At 61.8% G+C, this 17,555-nt stretch carries 15 protein-coding genes; 5 read left to right on the forward strand and 10 right to left on the reverse strand.

The window, feature by feature from the left end; genetic code table 11:
- Nucleotides 1-11 precede the first annotated feature (11 nt).
- The 6 genes from dapF to ccmA all read right to left on the reverse strand — a co-directional run bounded on the left by dapF (nt 12) and on the right by ccmA (nt 5,877).
- Complete coding sequence (gene dapF, locus HK107_RS06180; RefSeq protein ID WP_198912314.1) at nt 12-854, reverse strand: diaminopimelate epimerase; 843 nt, start codon at nt 852-854, stop codon at nt 12-14.
- Nucleotides 851-2,941 (reverse strand): glycosyltransferase family 2 protein, encoded by a 2,091-nt coding sequence (locus HK107_RS06185; protein ID WP_173197732.1) that lies wholly within the window; start codon nt 2,939-2,941, stop codon nt 851-853. The genes dapF and HK107_RS06185 overlap by 4 nt, the downstream gene beginning before the upstream one ends.
- Before the next feature lie 247 nt (nt 2,942-3,188).
- Nucleotides 3,189-3,914: a hypothetical protein gene (locus tag HK107_RS06190; protein WP_173197734.1), complete on the reverse strand. Its 726-nt coding sequence runs from the start codon at nt 3,912-3,914 to the stop codon at nt 3,189-3,191.
- Nucleotides 3,915-4,052: 138 nt separating this feature from the next.
- The gene (locus tag HK107_RS06195; RefSeq protein ID WP_173197736.1) at nt 4,053-4,553 is read right to left on the reverse strand and encodes an invasion associated locus B family protein; all 501 of its coding nucleotides are present in this window, start codon (nt 4,551-4,553) and stop codon (nt 4,053-4,055) included.
- Nucleotides 4,554-4,633: 80 nt separating this feature from the next.
- Entirely contained in the window at nt 4,634-5,266 is a 633-nt protein-coding gene (locus HK107_RS06200; RefSeq protein WP_173197738.1) for a heme exporter protein CcmB, read from the reverse strand.
- Nucleotides 5,263-5,877: a heme ABC exporter ATP-binding protein CcmA gene (gene ccmA, locus HK107_RS06205; RefSeq protein WP_173197740.1), complete on the reverse strand. Its 615-nt coding sequence runs from the start codon at nt 5,875-5,877 to the stop codon at nt 5,263-5,265. The genes HK107_RS06200 and ccmA overlap by 4 nt, the downstream gene beginning before the upstream one ends.
- Nucleotides 5,878-6,014: 137 nt before the next feature.
- On the opposite strand from ccmA, the gene HK107_RS06210 reads away from it, so the two are divergent.
- A complete protein-coding gene (locus HK107_RS06210) occupies nt 6,015-7,919 on the forward strand; it encodes a hypothetical protein (RefSeq protein WP_173197742.1) in 1,905 nt (634 codons plus the stop codon).
- Between the two features lie 146 nt (nt 7,920-8,065).
- Nucleotides 8,066-10,735, forward strand: coding sequence for an aconitate hydratase AcnA (acnA, locus tag HK107_RS06215; protein ID WP_173197744.1), 2,670 nt, complete (start codon nt 8,066-8,068; stop codon nt 10,733-10,735).
- Between the two features lie 147 nt (nt 10,736-10,882).
- On the opposite strand, the gene HK107_RS06220 is transcribed toward acnA, so the two are convergent.
- Entirely contained in the window at nt 10,883-11,542 is a 660-nt protein-coding gene (locus tag HK107_RS06220) for a VPLPA-CTERM sorting domain-containing protein (RefSeq protein ID WP_173197745.1), read from the reverse strand.
- A gap of 138 nt (nt 11,543-11,680) precedes the next feature.
- On the opposite strand from HK107_RS06220, the gene HK107_RS06225 reads away from it, so the two are divergent.
- Complete coding sequence (locus HK107_RS06225) at nt 11,681-12,001, forward strand: polyhydroxyalkanoic acid system family protein (protein WP_173197746.1); 321 nt, start codon at nt 11,681-11,683, stop codon at nt 11,999-12,001.
- A 105-nt stretch (nt 12,002-12,106) separates the two neighbouring features.
- Nucleotides 12,107-12,478, forward strand: coding sequence for a hypothetical protein (locus HK107_RS06230; RefSeq protein WP_173197747.1), 372 nt, complete (start codon nt 12,107-12,109; stop codon nt 12,476-12,478).
- Between the two features lie 160 nt (nt 12,479-12,638).
- Here HK107_RS06230 and HK107_RS06235 read toward each other — a convergent pair whose 3' ends face one another.
- Nucleotides 12,639-13,325 carry a hypothetical protein gene (locus HK107_RS06235; RefSeq protein ID WP_173197748.1) on the reverse strand — a complete coding sequence of 229 codons (687 nt, stop codon included), beginning with the start codon at nt 13,323-13,325 and terminating at the stop codon, nt 12,639-12,641.
- Between the two features lie 136 nt (nt 13,326-13,461).
- Nucleotides 13,462-14,133, reverse strand: a complete 672-nt coding sequence (locus HK107_RS06240; protein ID WP_173197749.1) for a type III secretion system chaperone family protein — start codon at nt 14,131-14,133, stop codon at nt 13,462-13,464.
- Between the two features lie 205 nt (nt 14,134-14,338).
- On the opposite strand from HK107_RS06240, the gene lepA reads away from it, so the two are divergent.
- Nucleotides 14,339-16,141 (forward strand): translation elongation factor 4, encoded by a 1,803-nt coding sequence (gene lepA / locus HK107_RS06245; protein ID WP_173197750.1) that lies wholly within the window; start codon nt 14,339-14,341, stop codon nt 16,139-16,141.
- Here the strand turns inward: lepA and HK107_RS15825 are convergent.
- A complete protein-coding gene (locus tag HK107_RS15825) occupies nt 16,138-17,538 on the reverse strand; it encodes a PAS domain-containing protein (RefSeq protein WP_173197751.1) in 1,401 nt (466 codons plus the stop codon). The genes lepA and HK107_RS15825 overlap by 4 nt on opposite strands.
- Nucleotides 17,539-17,555: the final 17 nt, after the last annotated feature.

Here is a 17,555-nt window from a genome sequence, read left to right on the forward strand (position 1 = left end):
CAAGTGAACCCTTAGAAGCGCCCCTCGCGATGAAGGCACGTGGGGCCAGCCATCAGGACATGACCCGTCTCCTCATCCCATCGGATGCGCAGGCGGCCTCCATCGGCCACCACGTCCGCCTCGCGCCCTGTCAGACCGAGCCGGTGCGCATTGACCAGCGCCGCGCAGGCCGCCGTCCCGCAGGCTGCCGTGATGCCGACCCCGCGCTCATAGGTCCTGAGCCGGATCACCCCGTCCTTCACCGAGGCCGCCGAGACATTCACCCGGTCGGGAAAGAAGGGATGGCTCTCAATCTCGGGCCCGAAGCTTTCGAGGAGGGCGCTCTCCGCATCGTCGACGAAGAACGTCGCATGCGGATTGCCCATGCTGGCACCAGCAGGGCTGGGAAGGCCGAACCTGGCCCTGAGCGCAGGATCGAAGGGCAGGCTCGAGGTATCGTCGCAAGGCTCCGCGAGAGGGATTTCGTCCCAATCAACACGGGGGCTGCCCATATCGACCTCGACAAGGCTGTCCTGAAGCGATGCGCGCAGATCTCCTGAGGGGCTGCCGAAAGCCAGCGCCTCGCCGCCCTCTTCGCCAAAGAGAATCTTGGCCACGCAGCGGGCAGCATTCCCGCAGGCCCCGGCGGCGGTGCCGTCGGCGTTCCAGATCGACATGAAGGGCCGCTCGCGACGCTCCTCGAGCACGATGATCTGGTCGCAGCCAAATGGGCCGTCGCGGTCACCGAGGTATTGTGCAGCCTCAGCGGTCATACGCCCGCCCTCGCGGAGGTCGGTAATGACGAAGTCATTCCCCGCCCCATCCATGATGAAGTAGGGCTGGCCTTCGAGGGTCTTGAGCTCAGGATGAGTCATAGTCCCGGCACTTGGGACGCGGAGGACATGGCGGCAAGGGTACCTATGGCTGCGACGGCTGCTTCGAACGGCAGGGGAGCCCTGTTCCTGACGAGGAAGCTCGCCGCAAGCGCGACCATGAGGGCCCCGAGGACAGGTGACATGCCGGGGGCGAGGAGAAATCCCGCGCACACAACGGATGCGACCGCGCTGATCCGCCACCCGGGCATGCCGCGGAGAAAGACGCTGATGGCGAGGGGCGTGAGGCTCAAGGGGAGGCTCGCCGTGATCAGTTCAGGTCCCACGGCTCCGCCTCTCCCCGGCAGGCCAAAGAGGAGCGCGCCGAGCGCCATGGCGATGAGCGCCGGGAACAGCGCCACGAGATAGAAGGAGAGCATGTGCCGGTCGATCATCGCCTTGGGCGCGATGAAGAACAGGGGCGAAGCGAAGGCCAAGGCGACAAGACCGAAGTCCGGCACCGTCAGAGCACAGAGGAGAAGCGCAACACCAAGCGCGGGAACAGAGACGGGCCTCCGCGCTGTCTCGACCCGCTGCGCCGTCACGAAGAACAGAAGGACGGCGAGGACCGGCAGACCCCATCCTGCGAAGACGGCGACGCCGACCGCGGGGTGCGCAAGAAGGGGGATAAACCCCTCCGCCCACGGACGCCTGTAGAAGAAGGCAAAGCATCCAATCAAGCCGAGGATGCCCGTCGCAATGCCGAGGAGATGGCTCCCATCCGCCTCTGCTCTCAAGGCAAAGATCACCTCACCGGTGAATGCAGCGATCAGCGCCATCAGCGCGAAGGCGCTCACAATGATCCGCTCACGCATATTCTGATCCGCTGTCAGGAGCGTGACCTGCCGAATGGTCCGTCTTCTCCCAATGGTGAGGCCTGACCACGAAATCGTAGAGAGCCTTGTACCCCGCCACGGACTGCAGCCCCAATAGAAAGGAAGGTGGAGGGCTGTCGCGGTGAGGTCGAGCCATCCCCTGTTGAGGGGCGCGATGAGCAGGAACCAGATATGCGCCGCCGTGCCTCCCACAAACAGCATGAGGCAGGCCTGCCCCAGCCACCCCTGGAACACAGGATCCAAAAAGGCAGCACCGGTCAGAAGCCAGATCGTGAAGAATGCCCATGTGATGGGATTGATCACGGAGCTGATGAAAACGGCACCAAGTGCGAAATGGTTCACCACATGACGCTGCCAGCTCGCGGGCTCCCGCAGGTGCACCACCCAGGTCTGGAGGTAGCCCTTGAGCCAGCGCGAGCGCTGCTTGATCCAGCTCCCTGGCGTGTCGGTCGCCTCCTCGAACGTCGTGCTGTCCACCGTCCCTATACGGAAGCCTGCTGCATCAAGGCGCATGCCAAGGTCTGCGTCTTCGGTGACGTTGAAGGCGTCCCAGCCATTGGTCGCCTCCAGCGCCTCGCGGCGGATGAAATTGCTCGTGCCGCCAAGGGGCAGCGGCAGTCCCAGTCGCGCGAGACCTGGCAGGAACCAATCGAACTGAAGGGCGTACTCAAGAGCGAAGAGGCGGGTGATGATCCCGTCGTCGCGATTGTAGTAATTGAGGCGAGCCTGAACGCACCCCAAGCGCTCCCCGCCCTGATCGAATGCCGAAGCGATTTTCAGCAGCTGATCTGAAGACGGACGATCCTCAGCATCGTAAACGCCGATAATGTCCCCGCGACACCGCAAGAGGCCGTGATTAAGGGCATTGGGCTTGGTCTGCACGAGGCCCTTCGGAACTTTCTCGACGCGGATGAAATGCGGTAGCGAACCAATGCCTTGCTCGGTGGTATCGTCCGCCTCTTCGATCAAAAGGATCACTTCGAGAAGGCCGCGCGGGTAGTCGATCATCGCAATCGACCGAACGAGGTTCCCGACGCTCAAGGGCTCATCGTAGAGAGGGCAGAGGAGCGTGATCGCCGGAAGCTCCGCGGGCAGACGATGAGAAGGCTGGCGCCTCGGCCGCAGGATCATCATGCCGATCGATGCGGTACGCAGCGCAAGGAACCCGAACGCGGCGCCAAGGTGTAAAAGCACTGCTGCTTGCGCGAGGCTTACCCAATCGGTGACAGCCCAAAGAGGGAGGGCGAGGGCCACAGCGAGCGCCAACCGGCCCTGAAGAGGAGAGAAGCGTCTTGCTGCCCCGTAGGAAAGCCGCCCTTGAGAGGACGTCAGAACAGCCGCCTCATACGCACCGCTGCGATCCCGCCGATGGGAAGGGCGACAAGAAGAATGCTGAACCAGGGAAGGTCAGTGTCAAGAGCGATGCCTGAGGGGAGGGCGGCGGTGGCGGCCCCGACTGCGACGAACATCACGAGGAAAACAAGCCGAAAAATAGAGGGTTTCATATACGTCTCCAGATGGAAAAAAATGCTGCAGTGCCAGTATCAAGGTTTCGTCCGTAAACGTCTTGCCGCGCTCCGATCTGGAGCGACCAATCCTCGCGAAGAGGCGCGACGTAGGAGAAGGCGACCTGTCCAAGGTCATAATCGGTGCCGCCGCTGCCAGTGCTTTTGAGGCTAACCGTGTTGAAGCTCTGGAGGAGCACCATTCCTGCGCGGCCCTTGAGACCTGTGGTCACGTTGTGGCGGACCTGGTCGGCGTCATCGCCGAAGCTCTCACGGTACTGAATATCTGTCTCGGCGAAGACATGCTCGCTGCCCACGCCCGCTATCCCGCCTATGCCGATAGCTGCGTCCTGACCCATGACCCTCTGGCCGCGGGCGAACTTGCTGGTCCCGAAGATCGTGGTGAGCCGACCTGCCAGGGCCACTCTCCCCCGCCGGGGCGCATGGAAGAGGGCGAAGAGCTCGGCCTCGCTGACCCCCGTGCTGTCATTGAGGTAGCCGGGCCCCGCGGCTTCCTGCCATGCGCTGGCCAGCTGCCCGCCAATGCTGAGGTCATCGCCGAACTGGCGGACACGGTAGGTGCGGAGGACCACCTGCTGGAAGCTGCGGGCTTCGGCGCGCGCTGAGAAGGCTTCAAGCGAGTCGATCGCCAGCCACCGCTCATCGCCAAGTCGCCAGGCTTCAGCGCAAGCGCCCTTTGTTAGCGCAAACAGAAAAGCCACGGCGAATACAGAGAGTTTTACGCAAAAACGCACGTAATCTGCCCAATATTGCCCGCTAAGGCCTTAGGCAGACAGTATCTTTTATTCGCCGTACTTAAGGTTGAATGTCAGTCGTGCCGCGCGCGTTCGGCGAGTGACCTAGCTGCAAGCCTGCTCGACACGCTCAAGAGCCTTGGAAATGCCGAGGAGCGAGAAGGTGTAGTTGGTCGCCGTCGAGCGGGCCGACGTGGCGGAGACACGCATCTCGCGCCCGCGGCGCATGGCGTCGACGAGGCGCTGTTCCTGACGTGCGCTATCGATGAAGCCCTCGCGCTCGGCGCTGAACATCTCCCAACGGTCAGAACCAACCCGGACCATCGGCTCGGAACCATTCTGGAGCTGGTAGCCTGCCATGAAGCTCGGCTGGTTGGACGCTGCGCCCGACTTCCAGCTCGAGACGGAGAAGAAGACATCGCCGTGGTTGGCAGAGACCGGGGATGTGTCCTTAGGCTCCGTCACAGCGTAGCAGATGCGGTCGCCCTCGGCCGTGTCATAGGTGAAGACCATCCAGTCCTGGTAGGTCGCGACCTGCTGCGGCTCCTGCGCCTGAGCGGCGGCGGTCATGGAGAGGGCGGCAATGGTGGCAGCGATCACACGCATGGAGGGTCCTCGGATCTTTGGCTTCGTCTTCCCTATAGGACGAACTCCCCGGCTAACGAAAGCCGGGTCTGCCGTGATCGTTACGTAAGCTGGAGCCTGATCGCCGCAGCCGACAGGAACGGGCAGATGGCAATGGCCTGAAGGCTGTAGGCCGCGAGGATCAGGAACGGGACGAGCCCGCCCGTCCCGGCCTGTGGCCCGAAGACCAGCGCCGGGATGATGAGTGGCATGGCGCAGAAGACGAGAAGCGGTGCGCCGCGCCTCTGGCCGGAGGAAAGGGCGCTCACGACCCCTGCGGTGAAGACGAGACCGGGGCTTGCGAGGATCAGCGCGAGGATGCCTGCCAAGGAGGCTTCATAGGCGAGGAGCAGGATCGGTGCTGCGACGAGCAGCGGGATCAGGAGAAAGACCCACGCGACCCCGAGCTTCACCAGCATCACTTCGGCAAGGCTCGACCGTGACAGGATGAACTGCTCGAACGCGCCTGACGTCAGGTCATCTTCGAAGAGACCTTCGACGCCCAGGAACACCGACACTCCCAGGATCAGCCAGAGAAGCCCGGGCCCGGCTTCGGCCAGCAGCTCGCGCTCATTGCCAATGGCGAGGGGCGCAAGGCCGCCAAGGATTAAGAACAGCCCGGCCCCGACGGCCCAGCCGCCTTGGCGCGCGCGCAGCGCGGCTTCGCGCAGGAAGAGGGCCATGCGCGGGCTCATGCGGCCTCCACGCGGAGGGTTCTGGCGCCTGGGATGTCTTCCTCGTCGTGGAGCGCGATCAGGACAACGCCGCCCCGCGAGCGGTGCGCTTCGATCAGGGTCCGGACGATCGAGCGGCCTTCCTCGTCGAGGCCGGAGAAGGGCTCATCGAGAAGCCACAGCGCCCGCTTGTCGATCAGCAACCTGAGAAGCGACAGCCGCCGCCTCTGCCCCGTCGACAGCGCTCCCACACGCTCCTCCGCCTGCGGGACAAGGCCCAGCTGCAAGAGCGCGTCCTCGGCATCGCCTCCGTAAAAGCCGCTCTCGAACTGCGCGGTCTCCTCCACCGTCAGGCGCGGATTGTGCCCGCCATCGGGGGTGACGAGGTGGATCTCTTCTGACCGCATGAAGGCTGGATCGAGAACCTGCACCCCGCGGGTGAAGTAGATCTCCCCCTCATGCCGCGCGAGCCCTGCAACGGCGCGCAGGAGAGAGGTCTTGCCCGAGCCATTCGTGCCCCGGACCATCACCGCGCTCCCCGGCGCCATATGCATGCTGACGCCCGCAAGGACAGGCCGCCCCGCACGGGAGACCTCCACGTCCTTGAGAGAAAGCGCCATCTCGAAAGCCATCCCCTCCCATGCCCCGCACCGGGAGGAGGGGGCAAGGCCACCCGCAGAAGCAGAGAGTTCGAAAAAGGGTGCACGCCGAACTGGCGTTCAGAACGCGCTTCGCTAGGCTCTTCAATCGGGTCAGAGCAGAATACGAAATGTCTTACGAAAAGCAGTCGGGTAGATCTAAGAAACGAACCTATTGGGTAGTGTTGGTTCACGGCACGGGAGATAGCGCCTACCTGACGGACGATCGCCGTCGCTGGTGGCAATCAGACAGCTCTTTCAACCAGGAACTCCGGTACCAATTCGAGCGTGTCGGGAAGCGCCTTTGCGAAGAGGCGAAAGTCGATGCGGAGGAGACGCTCCCGGATATCCGCATTCTGCCTTTCCGGTGGAACGGAGCCAATAACCAGACGAAGCGATTACTGGCCGCGCTCAATCTCAAGAGGCATCTGGAGCTCCTGACCCCGGAAAAGGAAGAGCGGTCAGGTGAGATGCTCAGAGCTCTTTCCGGTCGACAGCCCGCACAAAAGGGCACGGGCCTCGGCGGGCAGTGGAGCGATTTTTTCCCCAAGGAAACGATCGGCCCAGACGATAAGGTCTTCGTCGTCGCTCACAGTCATGGCGGGAACGTCGCCATGGAAGCACTTCTTTTCGCGGCCGCTCAAAGCGGGAGCGGCTCTCAAGGCGGCTTCCGCGATCAACGCGAAAATGAAAAGGACCGGTCAACGCTCGAACACATCGACCGTTGGATTACTGTCGGAACTCCGTTTCTGCGCTTGGCGCCTGGCGGTCTCAGGCCTAAAATTTTGCGAGCAGCGGCTTGGATCGGCGATTACTTTGGGAGGATTCTCGCTGGAGTTCTCTTGGTCTCTGCTCTGGTTCTGGGGACTGGTTTTTCAGATCCGGTTGGAAGCCTTGCGTCAATCATGTGGGACGATGCGGATGCTACGGTTTCGATGGAGGCCTCCACCGGTGAGGCAGAGAGCAGCTTTCTAGGACTTTTCGGCAGCGACTTCAGTGCGCTGAATGCGCTTCGTGTCCTGGTTGCCATCTTTGTCACTGGAATGGCTTTGCGGTGGGTCATCAGGGCTCTATTTTGGCTTTTTCGTCAACTTAAGTTGAAAAAAGCTCAGGAAGAGATCGCCGCTGAGCTTCAAGAGGAGGTTCGTAGAAAGCCTAGATACAAAAGAGAACAAAAAAACGCTTATCAACTAAAAAGCTGGCTCAAATTCCACCAACTCTTCGGCAGCAAATTGATTGCTCTTTACAGCCGTCAGGACGAAGCGATCGCTGCGCTGGTCCGGCTTGATCAGAACAAGACGCCTCTCGGGCGCCAAACCGCAGAACGGCTCGGGGCGAGCTTCGTAAGCAAGTTTGTGGAGCCGGTCGTCACTGCAGCGGTAATCGTTGGAGGTGTCTATCTTCTCGAACCGGGTTCCCAAATGCCAGTCGTGTTTCTTTCGGCAGCCTTGGCGGCGTGGATAGTCCTCCCCCTGTTTCTGCGAGGACCGGTTCGAAAATTCGGCTCATCCTTTTTTCGTTGTGTGCACCGCTTATTCTGGGGCGTGCTCCGCGCAAGGGGATTGGGGATCGATGGCTCCTACGGAAGGATTGAGAACGCCGCTGCGTCGCCTAATCGTTTCCGCGAGAACGGCGACCCGCCCTCGGGCTACGCCCACCTAGCGGACTTGCGGGGAGAGGGCCTCCCGCACGAAATCGAGGCCGACGTTTACGCGGAGACCGTGCGACCGCCCTATCAAGATAAATGGTCAGAGGGTAAACTCGTGGAAGCATCGGAAACTGTCACGACCGATGCTGGTTTCATCGATTTTCTAATCAAGAGGACTGGTCGTAAGCCGCTTATCCACAATGGTTATTTTCGAAGCAGACGGTTCACGGAGCAGCTTGCCTATGAAATCCTCCACGAGTTCGATGCCACAAAACGTGCAAAGGATCGTGCAGTGGAGACCGATAAGCTCCGCGGGCAATCGAAACAGATCTCTCAGAGTTTCGAGGGCGGAACAGCCGAGCGTGTCATGAAACGGAGATCTGCCTGAGCGCTGTCAGGTTCCCACTTCCGTTCGGGTACGACCAATTGCTGAGAGCTTTGCCCGATGCCGCGTTGCAACAGAGGCGATCCCGGACCATAAGCGGCTCAAGAACAACGCAAAACTTGCGAACCATTCTCAAGAAGGAGCCGCGCATGATCCCCGGCAAGGACAGCCTCAAGACCAAGACCTCGCTCTCCGCGGGCGGGAAGACCTACGCCATTTACTCGCTGAAGAAGGCTGAAGAGCGCCTCGGCGACCTCTCGAAGCTGCCTGTGTCTCTGAAATACCTGCTCGAGAACATGCTGCGCTTCGAAGACGGGCGCACGGTCACCACCGACATGATCGACGCCTTCGGCACCTGGCTGAAGAACGGCGGCAAGAACCCTGTCGAGATCGCCTACCGTCCGGCCCGCGTGCTGATGCAGGACTTCACCGGCGTTCCGGCAGTCGTCGACCTCGCCGCGATGCGTGATGGCCTCAAATCGCTTGGCGGCGATCCAGAGAAGATCAACCCGCAGGTCCCCGTCGACCTCGTCATCGACCACTCGGTCATGGTCGACTATTTCGGCTCGGACGAAGCCTTCGATAAGAACGTGAAGCGCGAATATGAGCGCAACAAGGAACGCTACGAGTTCCTCAAATGGGGCCAGGGTGCGTTCGAGAACTTCCGCGTCGTGCCCCCGGGCACCGGCATCTGCCACCAGGTGAACCTCGAGCATCTCGGCCAGACCGTCTGGACGGCCGAGTATGACGGCGAAACCTACGCCTATCCTGACACGCTCGTCGGTACCGACTCGCACACCACGATGGTCAATGGCCTGTCGATCCTTGGCTGGGGCGTCGGCGGTATCGAGGCTGAAGCTGCGATGCTTGGCCAACCCGTCAGTATGCTGATCCCTGAAGTCATCGGCTTCCGCCTGACCGGCAAGCTGCCCGAAGGCGCAACGGCTACCGACCTCGTCCTGACCTGCACCAAGATGCTCCGTGACAAGGGCGTGGTCGGCAAGTTCGTCGAGTTCTTCGGCCCGGGCGTCGGCAACCTCTCGCTCGAAGACCAGGCCACCCTCGGCAACATGTCGCCGGAATTCGGTTCGACCTGTGCCTTCTTCCCGGTCGATGACGAAACGCTCCGTTATCTGAAGACCACGGGCCGCGACGAAGACCGTATCGAGCTCGTCGAAGCCTATGCGAAAGAGCAGGGCATCTGGCGTGATGACAGCATCGAGCCCGTCTTCACCGACACGCTCGAGCTTGATCTCAGCACCGTCGTTCCTGTCATCTCGGGTCCGAAGCGTCCCCAGGACAAGATCCTCCTCACCGAAGCTCCGGAAGCCTTCCAGGCTGCGCTCGACAAAGAGTACGGCATGGGTGACCAGGCCGGTAAGCAGGTTGCTGTCGCTGGCGCAGACTACACGGTCGGCCATGGCGATGTGACGATTGCCGCGATTACGTCGTGCACGAACACATCGAACCCCTCGGTCCTCATCGCCGCCGGCCTGGTGGCCCGCAAGGCGCGCGAGAAGGGCCTCAAGGTGCAGCCTTGGGTGAAGACCTCGCTCGCGCCGGGTAGCCAAGTGGTGACGGACTATCTCGAGAAGGCTGGCCTCCAGGATGATCTCGACGCCCTCGGCTTCCATACGGTCGGCTATGGCTGCACCACCTGTATCGGTAACTCCGGTCCGCTGCCTGAGCCGATTTCGAATGCGATCAACGAGAACGACCTCGCCGTGGCGTCGGTCCTCTCGGGCAACCGTAACTTCGAGGGCCGTATCAGCCAGGACATCCGCGCCAACTTCCTCGCCTCGCCGCCGCTGGTCGTTGCCTATGCGCTCCTCGGCACGATGACGAAGAACATCACCTCCGAACCGGTCGGTCAGGACACGGACGGCAACGATGTCTATCTCAAGGACATCTGGCCGACCTCCGCCGAGATCGCTTCGATCGTCTCCGAATGCGTCACCCGCGAAGCGTTCATCGAGCGCTATGCCGACGTCTTCAAAGGTGACGAGATGTGGCAGCAGATCGAGGTTTCGGGCAGCGACACCTACAACTGGCCTGCCTCGACCTACGTAGCGAACCCGCCTTACTTCCAGGGCATGGACGCGCGTCCGGGTGATCCCGAGCCGATCGAAGGCGCGAAGATCCTCGCTCTCCTCGGCGATAGTGTGACCACGGACCATATCTCGCCTGCTGGCGCGATCAAGGACGACAGCCCGGCTGGCTCCTACCTCCAGGATCACCAGGTGCCCGAGCGCGAGTTCAACTCCTACGGCTCGCGCCGCGGCAACCACGAGGTCATGATGCGCGGCACCTTCGCCAACATCCGCATCAAGAACCACATGGTTCCGGGTACGGAAGGCGGCATCACCAAGTACAATGGCGAGACGATGTCGATCTACGACGCGGCCATGAAGCACAAGGCGGACGGCAAGGATCTCGTGGTCTTCGGCGGCTCGCTCTACGGCAATGGCTCGTCGCGTGACTGGGCAGCCAAGGGCACGGTGCTCCTCGGCGTGAAGGCCGTGATCTTTGAATCGGTCGAGCGTATCCACCGCTCGAACCTGATCGGCATGGGTGTCCTGCCGCTCCAGTTCAAGGACGGCGACAGCTGGGAGAGCCTTGGCCTGTCTGGCGACGAGGAAATCACCATCCACGGCGTCGAAGACCTCAAGCCGCAGGAAGAGCTGAAGATGTCGATCAAGATGTCGGACGGTTCGACCAAGGACGTCATGGTCCTGGCACGGATCGATACGGCGGATGAGCTCGACTACTACCGCAATGGCGGCATCCTGCACTACGTCCTCCGGAAGCTCGCTGCGTAAGCGGGCTTTCCTCCGGGAACGGAAAAAGGCGGCCTGCCGAGGCCGCCTTTTTTGTGCCCAGTCTCCAGACTGGATCCGGCAAACAAAAAAAGGGCGCTCCGGTTGTCCAGAGCGCCCCTCTCGTGTCAGCGATGATCAGTGTCGAGATCAGGCCTTGCGGCGACGCATGGCGGCGATACCGCCAAGGCCTGCAAGCATCAGCGAGAGCGCACCCGGAACCGGCACGACAACTTCGTCGAGGGCCGAGGCGGCGATTTTCTTCAGCTTGAAATAGTCGTGCCTGCCATCAGCGTGGATCGCGATCGTCGAGGCCACATAGCCGAGAAGCTGGGTCTGGTTCACGCGAACCGGAACTTCGTCAGCAACACGGCTGAGATCGACGTAGCCGGCCTGGCTCGTCCAGACGTCGAAGTCGGTGCGCCGATCGCCTTCCCAGCCAAACAGGACGCTGTCCCAGCGCACGGCCTTGATGTCGCCGGTGGCGCGGTCGCGGGCCTGGAAGATCAGCGCTTCGTTGCGTCCGCGGCCATCGACGGCGTGCTGCGGGCTGTTCTCGCCGCGATCGATGCCGAGGCCGCTGCTCCAGCGGACAAGGCCGGAGCTGATCGGCGTGAAGGCGCCATAGCGCTCGGTCGATGCGTAGACATAGAGGTCGATGACGTCGCCTAGATTGTTGGTGACGTTGCCGACATAGCCGCCGCTGCCGCCGGACCAGAGGTGGAAGCTTCCGGAATGGAACGTCGCTGCCGATGCTGCCGACATGACGCAGAGTGCGGCCGAAGCGGCCGCCGCGAGAAATTTACGCATGAGGATTCCCCCAAAGAATCGAGTGTGCTGCACCGCAATAGATCACGGGTCCGTGATCATCAATCTTGTATTTTAATGTTTTGATTAAACCGCGGGTTGCGCCTTGCCTCATGGGCGGTGAGGCGCCAGCTACCCATCATGGCTAGACCCGTTACCGTGACCCTCGACCACGATAAGTCCCCAGAAGAGCTGAAGGAGCGCATCGACGCGAACCTCGATGAGCTGACATCAGGGCTGGCGGGGAAGATGGCGCTGAAGGTCGATCGCCGCTGGGAGGGGGAGATCCTCCACTTCTCGGCCAAGGCCATGTTCCAGAAGGTCACCGGTACGATCGAGCTTTTCCCGCAGCACGTGCGGATCACCGTGGTGCTTCCCGATATGCTTGCCGGGATGGCGGAAAAGGTGACCAAGCAGCTTCAGAATAAGGGCGCCCTGATCCTCGAAGACAAAAGCGGCTAGGCCTGAAACGCCAAGAAATTGATCTTTCGGGTTTACCAAACCGAAAAAGACATTAACGGCGCGAAACCCATCTGCTAGCGTCTCCCGCAGGTCTGGGAGATCCACATGGGCAGTCTTTTCATTATCATCGCGCGTGCGCTTATCGTTGCGCCGTTCCTCGTCACCGCAGCCATGGCAGGGCTCGACTATTCGTCGGCTGCTTCGGCCTTTGCTGACCAGTATCCGCAGCTGGGCTCGGCTTATCCGATCATCCTCGGCGTGCAGGTCATTCTCGGCCTCGTCATGATCCTTGGGCTGCCGTTCCACCGGGTGCTGGCTGCCATCCTCGCTGTGGTCGTCGTGATCCTGGCCACGATCCGTGCGCCGTTCTGGAATTACCCCGCAGCCGAAGAGATCCAGATGCTGAACATCTTCGTCGGCGCGATGGCGCAGGCCGGTGGCCTCCTGCTCGTCGCGGTCATGCCGAAGGGCAACTGATCACCGCTGCGCTCCTCTGGGAGCGACGGGGCATCATGAGGGCCGGGCGGCAAAGCTCCGGCCCTTTCTCTTGCGCGGGGGGGCAGGCGCTGAAAAAGAAAACCCCGGCACGCTGGCCGGGGCTTCTCGCTGTCAGGACGACAGAAGGTCGGTGACCAGATCAGTAGGCGCTGAAGTTCACGCGGCCATACTCCATCGAGACCTTGATCAGGTCGGAGAACGACGCCTCGTCGGCGAACTCTTCATGGCTGCCGCGGGTCTGGTTCAGCTTGGCTGCCAGTTCCGCATCGCGCGCCTTCACCTCAATGCGGGTCATGCCCTTGTCGAGGATGTAGGGGTCCTGCTTCACCTCGAGAGACACGCCAAAGCTGTTGGCGCCTGACGCGTAGGGGGCGACCATGTCGCGATAGCTCGCGAACTCGGCGCGGAAGAGGTCGAAGTTCGAGCTGACGTTGCCGTAGTCCGTATTGCCGACGATCAGCGCGGTGTCAGCCAGCGCCGCTGAACCTTGCGCGGTGAAGGCCTTGTAGAGCGACGTGGAATTATAGGTGTTGAGCTTCTGAAGCGGAACGGATGCGGCGCCCTCGACGATGCTGCCCATGATGAGGAAGTCGCCGACGCCGTTCTTGTCGACATCCACAAGGGTCATCGCCCAGCCCCAGCCGGTGCTGTCGCGACCGACAGTCACCGCAACGGCGCCATCGGGAGAGTACTGGGTGTCGGTGACCTGAAGGCCCTTGGACTGCATCAGCGCCGCGACCTGCTGCGGGGTCATGCCGGCCTGCGCCGTCGCCGCCAGGCCGAAGGCGAGCGCACTTGCTGCACCGAGTTTCCAAATGTTTTTCATGTCTTGCCCTCCCAGCGGACGCCACCTTGAAGCCCTGCCGCGTGTGTCTCCGAGAGAACGAACGCGGCCCATGGCGCCCACCTTTGCTTAACCCACGGAGCCCGGCAAGAAGAGAATGCCGAGCCCTTTCCCTTGATCACCGAGGCAGGCGGAGTTTCTTCGAGAGACGCTTCGCGACCGAGGCCATCTCTTGAACGCGCTCGTCGCGGATGCTGTCTACCGAGCCACGGGTCATGTTGAGAGCCCTGGCGAGGGCCGCATCGCGAGCCTTCACTTCAACCCGTGTCATCCCCCGGTCGAGGCGGTAGGGGTCGCTTTTTACATCCATCGACACGCTGACGTTGCTGGCATCGGCGCTTCCCCGGATGGCCCAATCGAATTCGCCGAACCTGGCCACGAAGAACTCAAAGTTCGCCGTCACGTTGGCGACGCTGGCCCCGCCGATCTGGACATCTGTGTCGTGAAGGACAGGCGTGCCGTCCAGATTGCTCGCCGTGAACCAGCCCGACGCATTCCAGTCCATGAAGAAGTCAGCCCCGGGGGTGGCCGAAGGCGCGTACACGGCGGAGAAGAACTGAAGCAGCTCCGCATCGCCGTCATTGTCGACATCGACAATCGTGACCCCATAAAGGCTGCTTCCCTTTGACCAGATGGTCGCCCTGATCATCCGATCGGCCGAGACGTCGGTATCCTCGAGCGCGAAGCCCTTCGACGTCATGATTTCTGCGACCTGCGCGTCGGTGACACCCGCATTTGCGAGGCCGCCAAGCGCCGGAAGAGCTGCAAGCAACACAATTGCTTTCTTCATAGATTTCATAACCCTGCCCGTGTCCCTGAAGCTGCCCCGGCAAAAACAGAGTTGAGCGTAGCCTGGCGCCTCGAGCAAGCCAAAGACGTCGCGAGGCTTCCGCGGGCGAGGCTGGAGAGAGGCGTTGCCAAGGCTTCACGCGCTTTGCGCGACCGCGCTCCGAAACCGCATGGACGCGGGAAGCGCCGGGGCTTATGGGGCGGCTATGACCGACCTTTCCCGTATCCGGAACTTCTCCATCGTGGCGCATATCGACCACGGCAAATCGACCCTTGCTGACCGCCTCATCCAGGTGACGGGCGGCCTCACCGAGCGTGAGATGCAGGAGCAGGTGCTCGACAATATGGAGCTCGAGCGGGAGCGCGGGATCACGATCAAGGCGCAGACCGTCAGGCTCACCTACACGGCCAACGACGGGAACGAGTACATCCTCAACCTGATCGACACGCCCGGCCACGTGGACTTTGCCTATGAGGTGAACCGTTCGCTCGCGGCTGTCGAAGGCTCGCTCTTGGTCGTCGATGCCTCCCAGGGCGTCGAGGCGCAGACCCTCGCCAATGTCTATCAGGCGATCGAGGTCGATCACGAAATCGTCCCCGTCCTGAACAAAGTGGACCTCCCTGCGGCAGAGCCTGACCGGGTGCGTGAGCAGATTGAAGAGGTGATTGGCCTCGACGCTTCCGACGCGGTGGAAATCTCAGCCAAGACCGGCCTCGGCGTGCCTGACGTTCTTGAGGCCATCGTCAACCGCCTGCCAGCGCCGAAGGGCGACCCCGATGCGCCGCTCAAGGCCATGCTGGTGGATAGCTGGTACGACCTCTACCTCGGCGTTGTGGTCCTTGTGCGGATCATCGACGGGAAGATGAAAAAGAACCAGAAGATCCGTATGATGAAGGCTGGCGCCACGTACCAGCTCGATCAGGTCGGTGTCTTCACGCCTAAGAAAGTCGAAGTCGATGAGCTTGGCCCGGGCGAGCTTGGCTACTTCACGGCTTCGATCAAAGAAGTCGCGGATACGGCTGTCGGCGACACCATCACCGATGACAAGAAGCCTGCCACCGAGGCGCTTGCAGGCTTCAAGCCGAACCAGCCCGTGGTCTTCTGTGGCCTCTTCCCGGTGGACAGTGCGGACTTCGAAGACCTGCGCGACGCCATCGCCAAGCTTCGCCTCAATGATGCGAGCTTTGAGTATGAGATGGAGACGTCCGCGGCTCTCGGCTTTGGTTTCCGCTGCGGTTTCCTCGGTCTCCTGCACCTCGAGATCGTCCGTGAGCGGCTTGAGCGTGAGTTCAATATCGATCTCATCACGACGGCACCTTCGGTGGTCTACCACATGTACAAGACCGACGGTGAGATGGAGGAGCTCCACAACCCGGCCGACATGCCTGACCCCGTGCATATCGACCATCTCGAAGAGCCGTGGATCAAGGCGACGATCCTCGTGCCCGACGAGTATCTTGGCGGTGTCCTCAAGCTCTGCGAAGACCGCCGCGGCATCCAGCAGGACCTGACCTATGCAGGCTCCCGCGCGATGGTCGTGTACGAACTACCGCTCAACGAAGTCGTCTTCGATTTCTACGACCGGCTGAAGTCGATAACCAAGGGCTATGCCAGCTTCGACTACCAGATCATCGGCTACCGGGCTGATGAGCTTGTCCGTATGCAGATCCTCGTGAACGAAGAACCTGTCGACGCCCTTGCCGTGATCGTCCACCGTTCAAAGGCTGAAGCGCGCGGGCGGGCCATGTGCGAGAAGCTCAAGGATCTCATCCCGCGCCACCTCTTCAAGATCCCGATCCAAGCAGCTCTCGGCGGCCGGGTCATCGCGCGGGAAACCATCGGCGCCATGCGCAAGGACGTCACCGCGAAATGCTATGGCGGCGATGCCACGCGGAAGCGGAAGCTCCTTGAAAAGCAGAAGGCCGGTAAGAAGAAGATGCGCCAATTCGGCCGCGTCGAGATCCCTCAGGAAGCCTTTATCAAGGCCCTCAAGATGGACGACGCCTAGGCGTCGTCTTCTTCCGCCGCGGTAAAGCTCAGCCGCACGGTGAAGCTGTCCGCGGTTTCTTCGATGGCGGCGTCGTCCCAGTCCGAAGCCCTGACGAAGGTCTTAACGAGGCCCACGCCAAATCGGCTCGCCTCGGGCAGGCTCGCATCCTCCGCCCACGTCATACGCAGCTCGCCATCCTGCTGGTGCCAGAAAAGGGAGACCTTGCGCTTCTTCGAAAGCGCTCCGCGTTCGGCAGAGAGTGCCGCGAGTTCGTAGATGATGATGGCGGCGTTGACGCCTTGTTTCCCGTCCAGTCTGGCGCTGTCGCCATCACGCGCGATCAGTGTCTCGTCAGGATCGAAGGACTGCAGAACCGCTGCAGCGATGTCGCCCATCTCCGCAGTGGTGTCCGACATGGAATAGACAAGGGCGTGGGCTGATGAAAGCGCCTGGAACTGGTAAAGGAGCCGACGCCTCAGCCCCTCGGCCGTGCCGTCCTCGGCTTCTGCTCCCCGGACCAGCACCTGCGCCATGCCGAAAAGGTTCCGTGTACGGTGATCAAGCTCCGCCAGCAGGCGTTCGCGTTCCTGGGTCAGTTCGACCTGCTTGGTCACGTCGCGCTGAACGGCCAGCCAGCTGTGCGGCTCGCCATCGGTTCCCCTGACAGGAGATACGGACCATTCGATCCAGAACGGGTCCCCGTTCTTGCGGTAGTTCACGGTCCGCGTGTTCGAGTGGCCGACGCCGCGTTCAAGGCTGTCCTTCAGGCGGTCCAGCGCTTCGCGGTCGGTTTCGGGGCCCTGAAGGAAGCGCGGCGAGCGGCCAACGACCTCATCATTGGTGTACCCCGTCATCCGTTCGAACCCGCGACTGGCCCACAGGATCTTCGGCCCGGGCTCTTCAAGCGGTTCATACTCGGTGAGGAGAAGGCTGTCCGTCGCCTGATCGAGAGCATATTCGAGGAGCTGCGAGCGGTCAGATTGATCCGCACCGAGATAAAACGCGCGGCTGTTGCTCTTCTCTTTCTCAACCACTTCCCATTGCGAGCCGAAGAAGTGGGTCAGCTCTCCCTGGTCATTGTAGACGGGGCTGATGTGCAGGGCGTTGCGGAAGGGGGTCCCGTCCTTGCGGTAGTTGAGGAGCTCGAAATAGCCGAACTCCCGCTTCTCCACGGTCTCGCGGATCTGGGCGACGAGAGACCGGTCGGTCTCCTCGCCCTGAAGGAAGCGGCAGTTCCGGCCAATGACCTCTTCCGCGCTGTAGCCAGTCAGCTGCAGGAAAGCGGGGTTGGCGAAGACGATCGGATTGTCCTCAGCGCGCGCGTCGGTCACGGTCATGGCCATGCGCGTTTGCGCAATCATCGTCTTGACCAGCCCCTCGGGCAGGCCCGCCAATGCGTCGTTCATCTCTGTCATGGAACTCTCATGCCTGA

This window comes from Parvularcula mediterranea (genome assembly GCF_013085255.1).
In the GTDB taxonomy this organism is placed as follows: Bacteria; Pseudomonadota; Alphaproteobacteria; order Caulobacterales; family Parvularculaceae; genus Parvularcula; species Parvularcula mediterranea.